17 protein-coding genes are annotated in these 14642 nt (G+C 72.2%); 12 read left to right on the top strand and 5 right to left on the bottom strand.

The window, feature by feature from the left end; all coding sequences use genetic code 11:
- The first annotated feature begins 679 nt into the window (after nucleotides 1-679).
- Both A9A59_RS03995 and A9A59_RS03990 read left to right on the top strand, forming a co-directional pair.
- Entirely contained in the window at nucleotides 680-1591 is a 912-nt protein-coding gene (locus A9A59_RS03995; RefSeq protein WP_098503048.1) for a DsbA family protein, read from the top strand.
- A gap of 74 nt (nucleotides 1592-1665) precedes the next feature.
- Complete coding sequence (locus tag A9A59_RS03990; RefSeq protein ID WP_098503047.1) at nucleotides 1666-2364, top strand: hypothetical protein; 699 nt, start codon at nucleotides 1666-1668, stop codon at nucleotides 2362-2364.
- Nucleotides 2365-2380: 16 nt separating this feature from the next.
- Here the strand turns inward: A9A59_RS03990 and tsaD are convergent, their stop codons facing one another.
- A complete protein-coding gene (gene tsaD, locus A9A59_RS03985; RefSeq protein WP_098503046.1) occupies nucleotides 2381-3367 on the bottom strand; it encodes a tRNA (adenosine(37)-N6)-threonylcarbamoyltransferase complex transferase subunit TsaD in 987 nt (328 codons plus the stop codon).
- 80 nt (nucleotides 3368-3447) lie between these two features.
- On the opposite strand from tsaD, the gene A9A59_RS03980 reads away from it, so the two are divergent.
- The 6 genes from A9A59_RS03980 to A9A59_RS03955 all read left to right on the top strand — a co-directional run bounded on the left by A9A59_RS03980 (nucleotide 3448) and on the right by A9A59_RS03955 (nucleotide 7908).
- Nucleotides 3448-4314, top strand: coding sequence for an alpha/beta hydrolase (locus A9A59_RS03980; RefSeq protein ID WP_278286780.1), 867 nt, complete (start codon nucleotides 3448-3450; stop codon nucleotides 4312-4314).
- 45 nt (nucleotides 4315-4359) lie between these two features.
- Nucleotides 4360-5277: an ABC transporter substrate-binding protein gene (locus A9A59_RS03975; protein ID WP_098503045.1), complete on the top strand. Its 918-nt coding sequence runs from the start codon at nucleotides 4360-4362 to the stop codon at nucleotides 5275-5277.
- 3 nt (nucleotides 5278-5280) lie between these two features.
- Nucleotides 5281-5973 carry an ABC transporter permease gene (locus A9A59_RS03970; RefSeq protein WP_098503044.1) on the top strand — a complete coding sequence of 231 codons (693 nt, stop codon included), beginning with the start codon at nucleotides 5281-5283 and terminating at the stop codon, nucleotides 5971-5973.
- Nucleotides 5973-6923 (top strand): ATP-binding cassette domain-containing protein, encoded by a 951-nt coding sequence (locus A9A59_RS03965; RefSeq protein ID WP_098503043.1) that lies wholly within the window; start codon nucleotides 5973-5975, stop codon nucleotides 6921-6923. Before A9A59_RS03970 ends, A9A59_RS03965 begins: the two co-directional genes overlap by 1 nt.
- A 12-nt stretch (nucleotides 6924-6935) precedes the next feature.
- On the top strand, nucleotides 6936-7508 hold the full coding sequence (locus A9A59_RS03960; protein ID WP_098503042.1) for a hypothetical protein: 573 nt from the start codon (nucleotides 6936-6938) through the stop codon (nucleotides 7506-7508).
- A gap of 142 nt (nucleotides 7509-7650) precedes the next feature.
- Nucleotides 7651-7908, top strand: coding sequence for a hypothetical protein (locus A9A59_RS03955; protein ID WP_098504790.1), 258 nt, complete (start codon nucleotides 7651-7653; stop codon nucleotides 7906-7908).
- 24 nt (nucleotides 7909-7932) lie between these two features.
- Here A9A59_RS03955 and A9A59_RS03950 read toward each other — a convergent pair whose 3' ends face one another.
- Genes A9A59_RS03950 through A9A59_RS03935 form a run of 4 tightly spaced genes read right to left on the bottom strand, consistent with a single transcriptional unit; the run spans nucleotide 7933 to nucleotide 11700 of the window.
- Nucleotides 7933-8565, bottom strand: coding sequence for a histidine phosphatase family protein (locus A9A59_RS03950; protein WP_165772486.1), 633 nt, complete (start codon nucleotides 8563-8565; stop codon nucleotides 7933-7935).
- Between the two features lie 47 nt (nucleotides 8566-8612).
- Nucleotides 8613-9668 (bottom strand): P1 family peptidase, encoded by a 1056-nt coding sequence (locus tag A9A59_RS03945; protein WP_098503040.1) that lies wholly within the window; start codon nucleotides 9666-9668, stop codon nucleotides 8613-8615.
- Between the two features lie 2 nt (nucleotides 9669-9670).
- Nucleotides 9671-10333, bottom strand: a complete 663-nt coding sequence (locus A9A59_RS03940; RefSeq protein WP_098503039.1) for a hypothetical protein — start codon at nucleotides 10331-10333, stop codon at nucleotides 9671-9673.
- Between the two features lie 44 nt (nucleotides 10334-10377).
- A complete protein-coding gene (locus A9A59_RS03935) occupies nucleotides 10378-11700 on the bottom strand; it encodes a M20/M25/M40 family metallo-hydrolase (protein ID WP_098503038.1) in 1323 nt (440 codons plus the stop codon).
- 71 nt (nucleotides 11701-11771) lie between these two features.
- Between A9A59_RS03935 and A9A59_RS03930 the strand changes: the two genes are divergently transcribed.
- The 4 genes from A9A59_RS03930 to A9A59_RS03915 are packed head-to-tail and all read left to right on the top strand — an operon-like array spanning nucleotide 11772 to nucleotide 14639.
- Nucleotides 11772-13010, top strand: coding sequence for an FAD-dependent oxidoreductase (locus tag A9A59_RS03930; protein ID WP_098503037.1), 1239 nt, complete (start codon nucleotides 11772-11774; stop codon nucleotides 13008-13010).
- A gap of 49 nt (nucleotides 13011-13059) precedes the next feature.
- The gene (locus A9A59_RS03925; RefSeq protein WP_098503036.1) at nucleotides 13060-13530 is read left to right on the top strand and encodes a MarR family winged helix-turn-helix transcriptional regulator; all 471 of its coding nucleotides are present in this window, start codon (nucleotides 13060-13062) and stop codon (nucleotides 13528-13530) included.
- 42 nt (nucleotides 13531-13572) lie between these two features.
- Nucleotides 13573-13992: a hypothetical protein gene (locus A9A59_RS03920; RefSeq protein WP_098503035.1), complete on the top strand. Its 420-nt coding sequence runs from the start codon at nucleotides 13573-13575 to the stop codon at nucleotides 13990-13992.
- Entirely contained in the window at nucleotides 13989-14639 is a 651-nt protein-coding gene (locus A9A59_RS03915; protein WP_098503034.1) for a class I SAM-dependent methyltransferase, read from the top strand. The genes A9A59_RS03920 and A9A59_RS03915 overlap by 4 nt, the downstream gene beginning before the upstream one ends.
- The last annotated feature ends 3 nt before the right edge of the window (nucleotides 14640-14642 follow it).

Genomic DNA, 14642 nt, shown 5'->3' with positions numbered 1-14642 from the left:
CTGGGAGCTGGGAGCTGGGAGCTGGGAGCCGGGAGCCGGGAGCTGGGAGCTGGGAGCTGGGAGCTGGGAGCCGGGAGCGGGGAGCCGGGAGCCGGGAGCTGGGAGCTGGGAGCTGGGAGCCGGGAGCCGGGAGCTGGGAGCTGGGAGCGGGGAGCTGGGAGCTGGGAGCCGGGAGCCGGGAGCCGGGAGCTGGGAGCCGGGAGCCGGGAGCGGGGAGCGGGGAGCTGGGAGCTGGGAGCTGGGAGCTGGGAGCCGGGAGCTGGGAGCTGGGAGCGGTGAGCGGGGAGCCGGGAGGTGGGAGCGGGGAGCTGGGAGCTGGGAGCGGGGAGCGGGGAGCGGGGAGCGGGTGTTGCGGGCGGGTTCGGCCTGTCAAGCTCCAACCTCCAAGCTCCAATCTGGGGGAGGGGCTGGGCGAGAGCAGGCGGGCCGGGAGCTGGGAGCTGGGAGCCGGGAGCCGGGAGGGAGCGTGATGGGCGTGCCTGTTTGGTCAGGCTTCAAGCTCCAAGCTCCAAGCTTCCAGCTGGGGGCGGGGAGGCAGGTGGGGCGGCGAGGGGAGCTGTGTAAACGGGGCTTCCGTATCCCGTAGCGGGGCGGGTGGTAATCTCGGGGCTGAGCCGGCGGGCAGGCGCTGCCCGTCGGCCCGCCGTGTGATTCCACCTTTTCGAACAGGAAGAGCCCGATGTCGAATCGCCAGGCACGCCGCGAACTGAGCCGGACGCAGGGGACGCGGCCGCAGCGCACCCCGCGCGCCTCTGCACCGCCGCCGCGCAGGACGGGAGGCGGGGGAAGCGAGATTTTCACGAGGCCGTTTGTGCTGATCGTGGCGGCCGTGATCGTCGTGCTGGGTGCGATCCTGGTGGCGGTGGTGGCTACTTCGGGCGGGGGGTCGAGCGACGACATCGCGAGCCGGCTGCGGGAGAAGGCGAACGACCTGCCCACGGACCTCGCGAACGGGATGAAGCTGGGCAAGGACGATGCGCCGGTGAAGCTGACGGTGTACGCGGATTTCCAGTGCCCGTTCTGCCTGAAGTTCACCGGTGAGCAGGAGATCGACATCATCGAGGAGTTTGTGAAGCCCGGCATCGTGCAGCTGGAGTACCAGAACCTGCCGATCCTCGGGCCGGAGTCGGTGCGGGCGGCGCTGGCGGGGATGTGCGCGGCCGACCAGAACAAGTTCTGGGAGTACCACAACAAGCTCTTCCTGGTGCAGGCCGAGGCGGGCCAGATTGATGATGAAAAGCTGAACGTGGGGCGGTTCTCGGATGAGAACCTGAAGAAGTACGCGGTCGAGCTGGGGCTGGACACGGAGAAGTTCAACCAGTGTCTCGAGAGCTCGGAGCACCTGGACGAGGTTACGGAGCAGCAGCGGACCGCGAGTTCGTTCGGCATCCGGGGGACGCCGGGCTTCCTGGTGAACGGGCAGCCGCTCGGGGCCGGGACGCCGGCGAACATGGACGCTTGGCGGAGCCTCTTCCAGCAGGTACAGGCCCAGCTGGCGACGGCGACGGCGCAGGCGGGGTCGACCGCGACGCCGGAGGCCTCGCCGACGGGCGCTGCGAGCCCCGCGCCAACGCCGACGAACGCACCCTAGGGGACGGCGGGGCGCGGCCGCAGCTCCGGCCATGCCGACGGGCGTGACGGGCGACCGCAGGGAGGAATGGCGGTATGCGATGGTTCGAGAAGGGCGTGCCGGGGAGCACGGGGGGCTGGGCGGCGACAGCGGCCGTGCTGGCCCTGGCCGTCGTGGTGCTGGGCGGGCTCCTGGCGTGGCGCTGGGACGGCGGCGAGGGGAGCGCGGCGGGGCAGCCGGGGCCCGGCTGGACGGCGGCAGGCCCGCGGGCGGCAACACACGAGCACGCGGACTTCGCGCTGGTGATCCGGGGCCAAAGGTTCGATTTCGGGCAGCCGCAGTTCCTTTCGGACACCGAGGGCCGGGAGCTGAGCGAACACGTCCACATCCACGCGCCGCGCTTCACGGTGGTGCATGTGCATTCGACGCTGGCGACATGGGACGAATTTTTTCGCAGCCTCGGGTTCAGGCTGACGGACCCGTCGTTCCCGGGGGTCACCTCCGAGCGGACGTGCCTGGTGCTCCCCTCCGGCGAGCAGCTGTGCAATACGGCGACCGAGCGGTGGTCGTTCATTGCGAACGGGGTGCCGGTCGACGGGCTGGCCACGGTGACCATCGGCGACCTGGACCGTGTCCTGTTCAGCTACGGGCCGGAGACGCCGGAGGAAGCGCTGGCGAAGTACTGGGGGCTGGTGACCGACCAGGCGTGCATCCCGTCGGAGCTGTGCCGCGCCCGGATCCCGCCGGACGAGCCGCCGGAGACCTGCTCCGGGCGGGGGACCTGCACGCGCTAGGGCAGCTGGCCGCGGGTTAGACGGCGGCCCAGTCGTTCGTGGTGAAGATGTCGACGTCGGGCGGGGTGCGCTCGCCGAGTTCGAGGCGGAAGCCGGCGACGGCGCCGATCATGGCGGCGTTATCGGTGCAGAACTTCGGCGGCGGGATACGGACGGGGACCGGCGAGCGGCGGAGGAGCTCTTCGCGGAGGCGCGCATTCGCGGCGACGCCGCCGGCGACGAGGATGTTGCGGGCGCCGAGCTCGCGGGCGAGCCGCGCCGTCTTGCCGGCGAGGACATCGACGACGGACTCCTGGAATTCCCAGGCGATTTCGGGAACGGGGTAGCGGCCTTCGCGGACGGTGTGGAGGACGGCGGTTTTGAGACCGCTGAAGCTGAAGTCGAAGGTGCCGTGGAGCCAGGCGCGGGGGAGTTCGAGCGAGGAGGGACCGCCTTCAAGGGCGGCGCGGGCGATGTGGGGGCCGCCAGGGAAGGGGAGCCCGAGAAGACGCCCGGCTTTATCGAACGCCTCGCCGGCGGCGTCGTCGCGGGTGCCGCCGATCCGTTCGTACTGGCCGTGGCCGCGCATGAAGACCAGGTCGGTGTGGCCGCCGGAGACGACGAGGCAGAGGGCGGGGAACTCGGGTTCCGGGCCTTCGACGAGCCAGTTGGCGTAGATGTGGCCTTCGAGGTGGTTGACGCCGATGAAGGGGAGGCCGCGGCCGAACGCGATGGCGCGGGCGGCGTTGTACCCGACGAGGAGGCTCCCTGCGAGGCCGGGGCCGCGGGTGCCGGCGACGGCGTCGATATCGTCAAGGGTGCAGTTGGCCGCCGCGAGCGCCTCCTGGATGACCGGCACGATCTTCAGCAGGTGCTGGCGGCTGGCGACCTCAGGGACGACGCCGCCGTATTTGGCGTGGAGGTCGACCTGGGAGGAGACGATGGACGACAGGGCCACGCGGCCGTCTTCGACGACGGCGGCCGCGGTCTCGTCGCAGGAGGATTCGATGGCGAGGACTTTCATTTCAGGAAAAGCATAGCAGCGGTTCGGCGGCTGGCGGGAGGGTTGACGGCAGGAGACGGGCTGCCTATGGTGCGGGCTCCGTGAACGAGACGGAATTCGCGCTGCGGTCGCGGGTCGACGGCTTCCGGCTGGTCGGCACACGGTGGGAACCGGACGGGCCAGCGCGGGCGACGGTGGTGATCGCGCACGGCGCTGCGGAGCACCTCGGACGCTACCGCCGGTTCGCGGAGGCGCTGACATCGGCGGGGTATGCGGTGGTGGGCATCGACCACCGCGGACACGGGCGGTCGGCGGGCCCGGGCGGGCTGGGGGATTTCGGGCTCGACGGGGCTGCCGCGTTCGCGGCGATGGTGGCAGACATCGGGCAGGTCGTCGAAGCAGCGAAGGCGGCCCACCCGGGGCGGCCGGCGGTGCTGTTTGGGCACAGCATGGGCGCCGGGATTGCGCAGCGGTGGGCGCCGGAGGGCTCGCGGGAGATTGCGGCGCTGGTGCTCTCGGGGAGTTCGGCGACGGAGCCGCCGCGGCCGGGGGAGGCCCCGCCGGTCTTCAACCCGAACGCCGCCTTCGAACCGGCGCGGACGCCCTACGACTGGCTGAGCCGTGACCCGGCGGAGGTCGACGCGTACATCGCGGACCCGTGGTGCGGCTTCGAGAAACAGACGGTCCGGCGGGAACGGGTGAACGTGTTCGAACTGCCGCCGGCGGAGGTGCTGGCGCGGATTCGCCCGGATTTGCCGGTGCTGCTGGTGGCGGGCGATGCGGACCCAATCAACCGGGGGCTCGAAGGGCTGCGGCTGCTCGAAGCGCGGTGGCGCGAGGCGGGCGTGCAGCGGATCGACCGGCTGTTCTACCCGGGCGGCCGCCACGAGATGCTGAACGAGATCAACCGCGACCAGGTGATGGCGGACATCATCGGCTGGCTGGACCGGGTGCTGGCCCCGGCCTGAGCGGCGGTTGAGCGGCAGCGGGCGGGTCGATATGCTCCATCGGACATGTCGCTCGAAGCAGTGCGGCGCATGGTGCGACTGCGCGGCCGTGCGCAGCTGACGGTTCGGGCAGTGCTCGGCGCGGCGACTGCGCTGGCGCTGACGGCGACGGCCGGCTGCGGGGGCGGGGCAGCCCCGGGCAGCGCGGCGACGATCGGCGGGAGCATGATCCTCGCGACGACGACAAGCACGCAGGACAGCGGGCTGCTCGACCTGCTCGTGCCGCTGTTCGAGGCGCAGACCGGGGTGCAGGTGAAGGTGATTGCGGTCGGCTCGGGGGCGGCGCTGGAGATGGCGCGGAAGGGGGACGCGGACGCCGTGCTGAGCCACGCCCCGGAAGCCGAGCAGCCGCTGGTTGCGCGGGGCGACCTGGTTGAAGGGCGGCTGGTGATGCACAACGACTTCGTCCTGGTGGGGCCGAAGGGCGACCCGGCGCGGGTCCGCGGTGCTGGCAGCATCGAGGAGGCGATGCGGCGGATCGCGGCGTCCGGCGGGTTTGTGTCGCGCGGGGACAACTCGGGCACGCACGCGAAGGAGCTGGGGCTCTGGGCGGCGGCAGGCATCGACCCCGGGAGGGTGCCCCGCCGGGAGGAGACGGGCCAGGGGATGGGGGCGACCCTGAACATCGCCGATCAGCGCCGGGCCTACACGCTGACTGACCGCGCGACCTACCTGGCGTTGCGGGACCGGCTGTCGCTGGAGGTGGTGTTCGAGGGCGGGGAGCGGCTGCGGAACGTCTACCACGTGTATGTGGTGAACCCGGAGAAACACCGCGGGGTGAAGGCGGCGCAGGCGCGGGCGTGGGCCGAGTTCCTGGTCGCGCCGGAGACGCAGCGGGCCATCGGCGAGTTCGGGAAGGACCGGTACGGGGAGCCGCTCTTCGTGCCCGACGCGTCGAGGCAGCCCGGGGCTGCGGGGCGGTAGCGGATGGGGGAGCTCTGGGGCGGCCTGGCCGAAGCCGTGCGGCTGATCGTCTCGGGGGACCGGGAGGTGCGGGAGATTGCGCTGCGGACGGTGTACGTCTCCGGGGCGGCGACGGCGCTGGCGATGCTGGCCGGGGTGCCGGCCGGGTATGCGCTGGCGCGGAGCCGCTTCCCCGGGCGGATGCTGGTGCTGGGTGCGGTGAATACGGGCATGGGGATGCCGCCGGTGGTGGTGGGGCTGGTGGTGTGGCTGCTGCTGGTGCGGTCGGGGCCGCTGGGCGGGCTGGAGCTGATCTACACGAAGGAGGCGATGGTCATCGCCCAGTTCCTGATCGCGACGCCGCTGGTCATCGGATTTACGACGGCGGCGGTGCAGGCGCTGCCGCCGGAGCTGCCGGAGCTGCTGCAGATGCTGGGCGCAGGCCGGCTGCGGCGGCTGTGGCTGCTGGCGCGGGAGGCGCGGCTCGGGCTGCTGGCGGCGGTGATGGCCGGCTTCGGGGGTGTGGTCTCGGAAGTCGGCGCGTCGATGGCGGTCGGGGGGAATCTGCAGGGGCAGACGCGGGTGCTGACGACGGCGATCGTGACCGAAACGAGCCGGGGGAACACCGAGCGGGCGCTGGCGCTGGGGATCATCCTGCTGGCGATGGCGTTTGCGGTGAACCTCGTGCTCACGCGCGTGCAGCAGCGGGCGCGCTGATGGAAGTCTGCTTTTGGGGAGTCGAGGCGCGGAAACAGGGGCGCACGGTGCTGGCGGTGCCGGAGCTGGCGCTCGGGCAGCAGGCGACCACCGCGGTGCTCGGACCGAATGGCGCGGGGAAGACGACGCTGCTGCGGCTGGCGGCGGGGCTCGAGCGGCCGGCGCGGGGGAAGGTGCTGCTTGACGGCGAACCGGCGGAACGGGCCGGGCCGCGCCGGGCGGCGTTCGCCTTTCAGCGGGCGGTGTTCCTGCGGGGGACGGTGCGGGAGAACCTCGACCTGGCGCTCCGGCTGCGGGGGGTCGGCCCGGACGGGCGGCGGCAGCGGATCGCGCGGGTGGCCGAGCTGTGCGGCGTGGGGCACCTGCTGGAGCGTGACGCGCTGCAGCTCTCGGGCGGCGAGGCGCAGCGGGTGAACCTTGCCCGGGCGCTGGCGCTGGAGGCGGACCTCGTGCTGCTCGATGAACCGCTGAGCGGGCTCGACGGGCCGTCGCGGGAGAGCCTGCTGGCCGATTTGCCGGCGATGCTGGCAGCGTCGCGGGCGACGGTGGTGCTGGTAACGCACGACCGTGATGAGGCGCTGCTACTGGCGCAGGAGCTCGTGCTCCTGCTGGCGGGGAGGGTGGAGGCGCAGGGGCCGGCGGGGCAGGTGTTCCGGCGGCCGCCAACGCTGGCTGCGGCAGCGTTCTTCGGGTACACGGTGCTGGGCAGTCTGGCAGTCCGCCCGGGGGCGCTGGCGCTGGGCGGCGAACAGCCGGCCGCCCGGTTCGTTGTAGAACGGGTGGTCGACCTCGGAACGCAGCTGGCGGCCGAGGGGCGCGCAGAGGGCCGCATCATCCGGGTGGCGGTGCCGCCGGGGGCGAACCCGCCGGCGCCGGGGGACGAGGCAGCGGCTTCGGCACCGCCGGATGCGGTGCTGCGCTACGGCGACGACGGGCGGCTGGCGGAGTAGGCTGGAGGGGCGATGTGCACGCAGCTGGCGATCGACGGGGAGGAGATCCCGACCTCGCCGGGGAAGCTGATGCCGGTGACGCTGCCGTATGCGGAGCGGAACCCGGTGCGCATCCCGCTTTCCAAGACGGCGTTCGCGCGGGAATTCCACCTCTGGCGGATGCACGGGAAGCTGCCGTGCGCGAGTGAGGCGGAGGCGTTCGAGGTCGCGAAGCGGAAGGTGACGACGAAGTACGGGGCGGCGCAGGTGATGTGGTTCCACACGGCGTTCGGGAAGGGGTACATCGCGGGGGTGACGCGGTTCGCAGAGAAGAACCCGGAGTACGATCCATCGCGGCCGACGAACGAGGAGACGAACCCGTTCTTTCTCTGGTTCGATGCGCCCGAGGGGCTGGTGGTGCCCATCGTCCTGAGCGTGGACACGTACCGGTGGAATCCGAAGAAGCAGGAAGGGCTCCGGGTGGTGGCGAACATCCTGACGCGGGACGCGGGGGTGATTGTGCCGCCGGAGATTCACGGGCGGGAGCCGTATTTCATGCGGGCGGAGGACTGGCTGGCGGAGGGCCTGCCGGCGAAGGGGGCCTGACATGCGGAAGTGTGAAAATTCGTTGACAGGGGGATCGGAGAGCGCGTAGGGTGCGGGCGTATGGATGTACCGAAAGGCATCCACCGACCGTAACGGCGGCGCCGAAAGGTGCCGCCGTTCGTGCTTCTCGAAGGAGGGTGACATGCATTCGAGCCTGATTGGCAAAATCGAGAAGGCGAAGGTCTACGCGCAGGAGCGGCACCGGATGCACGTAGAGAACCTGCAGGTCGCGTTCCACGGGGAGAACAGCGACCACGTGGTGGAGCTGGTGGATGGGAAGTGGCACTGCAATTGCGACTTCTTCGCGCACTGGTCGGTGTGCAGCCACACGATGGCGCTGGAGCGGATCCTGGAGGGCATGGTGCCGCGGCAGGAGCTGCCGGCGCTGGCAGGGGCTTGAGCAGGGGACGCTGGCCAGGGCAGTTCACCAGGGGAGTTCGACGCCCTCGAGGTGGGCGGTGTCGTTGAACGCGGCCAGGGTGACGCGGCCGCTCCGGCCGAAGGTGAGCCGCGTGACCGAGGTATTGGCCACGGCGAAGGCCCAGGTGCGTTCGAGCGGCATGCCGAGGAGCTCGGCGAGGAGCGCAGCGATGGCGTTGCCATGGGAGACGACGACGAGGCGCCCGCCCTGGTAGCGGTCGACGAGGTCGCGGAGGGCGGCTGCAGTCCGCTCGCGGAGCTGCTGGATCGATTCGCCGCCGGGCGCGGCGTGGCGGCGGCCGGTGAAGAACTCGCCGAGGAGATCGGCCTGGGTCTTGGCGATATCGCTGGCGGGCAGGCCTTCCCACTCGCCGTAGTGCATCTCGCGGAGGCGGGGGTCGGCCAGGGGGTCGAGCGGGGCCGGGTGGTGTTCGAGGGCGTGGCGGGCGGTGAGGATGGCGCGGGAGAGGTCGGAGGAGGCGGCGGCATCGAACTGCTGGCCGCGGAGGCGGAGGCCGAGGGCGCGGGCCTGGGCGATGCCGCGCGGGGTGAGGTCGGTCTCGGAGTGGCCGCAGAAGCGGCCTTCGATGTTGCCGTAGGTTTCGGCGTGGCGGATGACGAGGACTTCGGTGGGCACGGCTAACAGGATAGGGCGCGGCGGGCTTCCGGGCGTGGAGGGCGGCTTCAGCCGGCGGAGCGCCACTCTGCGGCGGCGGGGACGCCCTTGAGGCCGCGGGCGAGCTGGACGCTGCGGAGGACGGCCGTCTCGACGGCAGCGGCAGCGAGGGCGCCGAGGAGGAGGAGGTCATCGGGCGCGGCCGGGGTTTCGCCCATGGAGAGGGCGAAGGCGATGTCGCCGTCGCCGCGGGTGTGGGCGGGGACGACGCAGCGGGCGAAGCCGTCGTGGGCGTGGACGGCGAGGCGCTGGAGTTCGTGCGGTTCGAGGCGGGCGCTGGTCGCGACGCAGAGGAGGGTGGTGTTCTCGAGCGTGCCGCCGGGCGCCGGCGGAGCGGGGGCGGCCGGGGCGGCCCCCGGCTGCTGGAGGAGGGCGTCCATGGCGGCGGTGCGCCGTTCGAGGGCGGCGGGGACGGAGAGGAACTCGCCCGGGCTGTCGCCGCGGGGACTGGCGACGCACTCGCCGGTGGCGGGGTCGAAGACGGCGCCGACGGCGTTGGTGACAGCGAGCGCCCCGACGACGAAGCCGCGCGGGCCGATGAGGCTTGCGGTGCCGACCCCGCCCTTGAGGGCGCGTTCGGGGCCGAGGAGCTTGGCGACGGTGGCGCCGGTGCCGGCGCCGACGGAGCCCTCGGCGACGGCGCCGCGGCGTGCGCGGACGGCGGCGAGGTAGCCCTCCTGCGGCCCGGGGAAGGCGTGGGGGTCGCCGAGGGCGAGGTCGTAGAGGACGGCGGCGGAGACGATGGGGACCTTCCGCTTCGTCGTGGCGACGCCGATGTCGTGTTCGGCGCACCAGCGCATGACGCCGTCGGCGGCGGCGAGGCCGAAGGCGCTGCCGCCGGCGAAGACGACGGCGTGGCAGGTGCGGACGAGGTTGGCGAGGCCGAGGACGTCGGTTTCGCGGGTGCCGGGTGCGCCGCCGCGGGCATCGACGGCGGCGGCGTGGGCGCCGGGACAGAGGATGACGGTGCAGCCGGTGGCTGCGCGGCGGTCGGTGTAGTGACCGACGCGGATGCCGGGGACATCGGTGATGGCGTTGCGCGGGCCGTGGCGCCAGGGGGTCATGGTCAGGAGGGCGGCCTCCCTGCGGTGCGGCGGGCGTTGACGTAGGAGAGGAGGAAGCCGCGGGCGATGCCGGCGATATCGGCGGTAAGGTCGGCGAGGGTGGTGGCGCTGGCCTCGTCGGCGCCGAAGGAGGAGGCGACCGGTTCGCCGGAAGCGCTCACGCCGGCGAGCCAGATGGTCTCGGCGACCTTGCGGCGGGCGAGGTCGGGGATGAGGAGCATGGGGTTGCCCTCCTCGGCGGCGGCGACGAGGCCGGAGAGGTCGGCGAGGTCGGGCTGGCTGCGGAGGAGCCGGGCCCATTCGAGGGCATCGTCGCCGAGGTAGAGGTGGCGGACGACCTGCTCGGGGGAGAGGACGGCGACATCATGGACGAACTGCTGCCATTCGAGGACGCCGGGCAGCGGTTCGAGGAGACGCCGGGCGACGGGGTGGGTGCGGTCGGCGAGGGCGCGGTAGACGGCGACGAGGCGGCGGCAGGCCTCGGCGAGCTCCTGGGCGATGAGCCCGGCGAGGATGGCGCGGTCGCCGGCTTCGGCAAAGACGAGGCGGGAGAGGGCGGCATCGGCGGCGGCCTCGGGCTTTTTGAGGGCGGAGCGGGCGTAGGCCTCGACGAAATCGAGCTCGGAGAGGCCGCCGGGGTAGGTTGCTGCGGATGGTGCGGTCATGCGCGCATGGTAGGCGATTACCGGCGGGGGCGGGAGCGGGCGGCTCACGCGCCGGGTTCGCGGACGCACATCCGGCGGGTGACCTCCCAGAGGAGGCGGCAGGTGAGGGTAAAGGCCTCGATGCTGACCCGCTCGTTGTGGCCGTGGACGCCGCGGGCGACTTCGGGGGTGGTGAGGCCGGCGGAGAAGCCGTAGGAGATGATGCCGCGGTTGCGGGTTTCGGCGCTGTCGGTGAAGCCGAGGGTCATGCCGGGGACAACGACGGCGTCTTCGGTGAACTCGTGGATGACCTGTTCGATGCAGCGGAAGAGTTCGGTGTCGTACGGGCTGGTGTCGGAGGAGCGGACGTGGACCTGTTCGATGCGGATACGGGGGTCATCGATGACGCGTTCGAGTTCGGCCTGGAACTCGGCGGGGTCGACACCGGGGAGGAGACGGATATCGAGGGTGGCTTCGGCGCAGGCGGGGATGACGTTGTGCTTGATGCCGGCGCGGGCGGTGGTGGTGCTGATGGTGTTGGTGAGCATGGCGCGGATACGGGGGTCTTCGGCGGCGCGGGCGGCGAGGCCCTGCGGGGTCGGGTCGCCGCGGTAGATGCCGGCGCGGGCGAGGCGGGCGAAGTACTCTTCGAGGACGGGCGAGACGGTGAGCGGGCGCTCCCACTGCTGGATGCGGGCGAGGGCGCGGACGAGGCGGTCGAGGGCGTTGTCATCGTGTGGGACGGAGCCGTGGCCGGGCATGCCTTCGGCGACGAGGCGGAGCCAGAGGGGGCCTTTTTCGGCGACGGCGATGCTGTAGACGGGCCGTTCGACGCCGAACAGCTCGGTGGTGGCGGCGCCGCCTTCATTGATGATGTATTCGGCGTCCATGGTCTCGGGGTGCTCGCGCAGGATGAAGCGCATGCCGTATTCGCTGCCGGCTTCTTCGTCGGCCTGCGCGAAGAAGACGACATCGCGGGCGAGGGGGATGCCGAGGCGGCGGAGGGTGAGGAAGGTCATGAGCTGGGCGATGCCGAGGCCCTTCATATCGAGGGCGCCGCGGCCCCAGATGTAGCCGTCGCGGATGGCGCCGCCGAAGGGGTCGACGTCCCAGAATTCGCGCTCGACGGGGACGACGTCGGTGTGGTTGAGGAGCATGAACGGCCGTTTGGAGCCGTCGCCGGGGAGGACGGCGCGGAGGGAGACGCGGTCGTTGCCGGCGTCGTAGAGCTCGAAGGGGATGCCTTCGCGGCGGAGGATGTCGCCGAGGAACTCGCAGGCGAGCCGCTCATTGCCGGGCGGGTTGGAGGTATCGACCCGGATGAAGCGGCAGAGGAGGTCGACGGCTTCGTCGGCGAAGGCGGACCAGTCGATGGCTTGTGGCGGCATGGGCGGATGGTAGAGGATACCGGCACGCGCGTGGAGCGCGGAGACAGCACCGAACAGAGGACCGTGCCCCCGTGTCGAAGGAACGGTATGACGTCATCATCATCGGCGGCGGGATTGCGGGCAGCGGGCTGGCGACGGTGCTGGCCCGGGGCGGCAAGTCGGTGCTCCTCCTCGAGCGGACGACGCAGTTCCGGGATGTGGTGCGCGGCGAGTGGATTGCGCCGTGGGGCGTGGTCGAGGCGCGGCGGACCGGCCTGTACGAAATCCTCGCAGGGGTGAGCCAGCACCACCTCCCGTACCACGTGGAGTATGGCGAAGGGATCGACCCGGCGGAGGCAGAAGCGCAGAAGCTGGACCTCCGGGTGTTCCTGCCGGGCGTCCCCGGGCCGCTGGCGATCGGGCACCCGAACGCGTGCCAGGCGCTCTTCGATGCGGCGATGGCGGCGGGCGCGAGCGCGGTGCGCGGGGTGACGCGGTTCGAGGTGCAGGCGGGACCGGCGCCGTCAGTCGCGTGGGAGACGGCGGCGGGGACGTTCGCGGCGACGGCGCGGCTGGTGGTCGGCGCCGATGGGCGGAATTCGCAGGTGCGGAAACAGCTGGGCATCCCGCTGTACGAAGACGAGCCGCACCACCTCTTTGCAGGGCTGCTGGTGGAGGACGTGCCGGACTGGCCGGAGGAGGTGGAGAGCATGGGGACGGAGGGGAACGTGCAGTATTTCGTGTTCCCGCAGGGCGGCGGGCGGCACCGGCTCTACCTGAGCTACGGGTACGAGCAGAAGGGGCGATTCAGCGGCGAGGGGGCGGCGGAGCGGTTTCTCGAGGCGTTCCGGCTGCCATCGGTCCCGGGGAGCGAGGCGATTGCGGCCGGGCGGATTGCGGGTCCGTGCCACTCGGTGCCGAACCAGAGCACGTGGGTCGATTCGCCGGTGCGCGAGGGCGCGGTGCTGATCGGCGATGCGGCCGGCTTCAATGACCCGATTGTGGGGCAGGGGCTGAGCATTTCGCTGCGCGACGTGCGGATCGTCGGTGAGCTGCTCACGGGGAGCGACGACTGGCGGCCGGAGCTGTTCACGCCGTATGCGGAGGAGCGGGCCGAGCGGATGCGGCGGCTGCGGTTCGCGGCGCGGCTCGATGCGGTGATCCACGCGGAGTTCGGGCCGGAAGCGACGGCGCGGAAGCTCCGGTTCCGGGAGGCGCGGGCGAAGAACCCGCTGCTGGGCCTTGCGGCGGCGGCGGTGATGGTCGGGCCGGAGCTGGTGCCGGCGGAGGCGTTTACCGACGAGGCGTGGGCGGAGCTGATGGCGGTGTAGGCGGGGTTGTTGCCGCAATTCAGTGCAGAACCGATGATGCGCGCGACCGATGGCTGATCTGCGGATGCGGGCGTGGCGGGCCTTCCTCGAGGCGCACGCCCGGGTGACGACGCTGCTGGAAGACGACCTCCGGCGGGAGCGGGGGCTGCCGCTGGCGTGGTACGACGTGCTGGTTCAGCTCGAAGAGGCGGAGGGCCACCGGCTGCGGATGACGGAGCTGGCGCGGCGGGTGCTGATCAGCAAAAGCGGGCTGACGCGGCTGGTGGACCGGATGGTTGCCGACGGGCTGGTGAACCGCTGTCTCGACGACGCGGACCGGCGCGGCCGGTGGGTGGAGCTGACGCCGGCCGGGTTCGAGCGGCTGCGGGATGCGGCGCCGCGGCACCTGCGGGGGGTGCGGCAGTACTTCACGAGCGAGCTGGACGAGGAGGCGTCGGGGGTGCTGGCCGCGGCGCTGGGCCGAATTGCGGCGAAGGCGGAGCGGGAGCTTGCCGCGCGGGAGCGGCAGCGGGGGCGGTAGGCGCGTCGCCCGTTGGGCCGCCGGGCCGTACCCTCGGAGCGGATGCGGCTGACGATCGAGGCGGAGGGTGCGCCGGCGCCGTTCGTGCCGCCGGGCGAGGGGGCCGCGCTCGTCGCGTTCATCTCGTTCGCGGCGATGCGCGGGTTCGGTGCGGTGCACCCGCTGATTGTGCTCGCCGAGCAGCTGCAGGACCGCGGGGTACGGATGGGCCCGTTGACGACGTTCTACGACGAAGTGGCCGAAGACGCGGAGGACCGCGAGAAGCTCGAACTGGCGTGGCAGGACCGGGAGGGCCTCGCCGAAGCGCTCGAGGCGCTGGCGGGCGCGCTGGAGGCGGACCCCGGCGCGGCGGCGCTGGCGCGGCGGGGCGGCGCCGAGGGGCTCGCCGAGCAGGCGCGGGCGGCGGCCATCTTCCTGCGGGGTGCGCCCGGGGGGCGGGCGCGGATGGTGTACCGGCTATGATGCGGCGGCGCCGGGCGGTGATTGCGGCGCGGGAGCGCTGGCTGACGGGGCGCTGGCGGCTGCTGGCGCGGGCGGCAGGGTCGCAGGCGGGGCAGGCGCTGCTGACGCCGCGGGCCGGGCGGGTGATTGCGCTGCTCGACCTCGGGCCGGGGAAGCGGTACCTCGATATCGGCTGCGGGACGGCGGCCTATGCCCACCTGCTGGCTGACCGGGCGGGCTGCGCGGAGCCGCCGGTCTGCCTCGATATCGCGCACGGGCCGGGGCCGGTGGATGTCATCGGCTGGCCGGAGCGGCTGCCGTTCCGCGACGGGGCGTTCGACTGCATTTCGAGCTTCTATTTCATCCGGCGGTTCGACGACGATGTGGTGCACGCCTTGGCGCGGGAGCTGGCGCGGGTGCTGGCGCCGGGCGGCCGGGCACTGGTCATGGAGATTGCGCCGGTGGTGAACCCGCTGCTGAACCGGCTGCATGCGAAGGTCGTCTCCGGGGGGTGCCCGGCGGTGGACCTGCGCGGGTGGGGCAGGCTGGCGGCGACGTTCAGCGAGGCCGGCTACGACGCGATCGACCTGGTGAACGCGGGGCCGTTTCTGCTGCCGCCCGTGCCGCGGGTGGGGATTCTGCTGCGGAAAGCGCCGGCGGAGGGCTGAGCG

The organism is Tepidiforma thermophila, from assembly GCF_002563855.1.
GTDB lineage: Bacteria > Chloroflexota > Dehalococcoidia > Tepidiformales > Tepidiformaceae > Tepidiforma > Tepidiforma thermophila.
Note: the sequence above shows the minus strand (reverse complement) of the source record. Positions and strands in the feature narration are given on the sequence as shown.

Coding starts and splice junctions, on each gene's coding strand:
- A9A59_RS03995 (WP_098503048.1), top strand. CDS start 680: ATGTCGAATCGCCAGGCACGCCGCGAACTGAGCCGGACGCAGGGGACG.
- A9A59_RS03990 (WP_098503047.1), top strand. CDS start 1,666: ATGCGATGGTTCGAGAAGGGCGTGCCGGGGAGCACGGGGGGCTGGGCG.
- tsaD (WP_098503046.1), bottom strand. CDS start 3,367: ATGAAAGTCCTCGCCATCGAATCCTCCTGCGACGAGACCGCGGCCGCC.
- A9A59_RS03975 (WP_098503045.1), top strand. CDS start 4,360: ATGTCGCTCGAAGCAGTGCGGCGCATGGTGCGACTGCGCGGCCGTGCG.
- A9A59_RS03970 (WP_098503044.1), top strand. CDS start 5,281: ATGGGGGAGCTCTGGGGCGGCCTGGCCGAAGCCGTGCGGCTGATCGTC.
- A9A59_RS03965 (WP_098503043.1), top strand. CDS start 5,973: ATGGAAGTCTGCTTTTGGGGAGTCGAGGCGCGGAAACAGGGGCGCACG.
- A9A59_RS03960 (WP_098503042.1), top strand. CDS start 6,936: ATGTGCACGCAGCTGGCGATCGACGGGGAGGAGATCCCGACCTCGCCG.
- A9A59_RS03955 (WP_098504790.1), top strand. CDS start 7,651: ATGCATTCGAGCCTGATTGGCAAAATCGAGAAGGCGAAGGTCTACGCG.
- A9A59_RS03945 (WP_098503040.1), bottom strand. CDS start 9,668: ATGACCCCCTGGCGCCACGGCCCGCGCAACGCCATCACCGATGTCCCC.
- A9A59_RS03940 (WP_098503039.1), bottom strand. CDS start 10,333: ATGACCGCACCATCCGCAGCAACCTACCCCGGCGGCCTCTCCGAGCTC.
- A9A59_RS03935 (WP_098503038.1), bottom strand. CDS start 11,700: ATGCCGCCACAAGCCATCGACTGGTCCGCCTTCGCCGACGAAGCCGTC.
- A9A59_RS03925 (WP_098503036.1), top strand. CDS start 13,060: ATGGCTGATCTGCGGATGCGGGCGTGGCGGGCCTTCCTCGAGGCGCAC.
- A9A59_RS03920 (WP_098503035.1), top strand. CDS start 13,573: ATGCGGCTGACGATCGAGGCGGAGGGTGCGCCGGCGCCGTTCGTGCCG.
- A9A59_RS03915 (WP_098503034.1), top strand. CDS start 13,989: ATGATGCGGCGGCGCCGGGCGGTGATTGCGGCGCGGGAGCGCTGGCTG.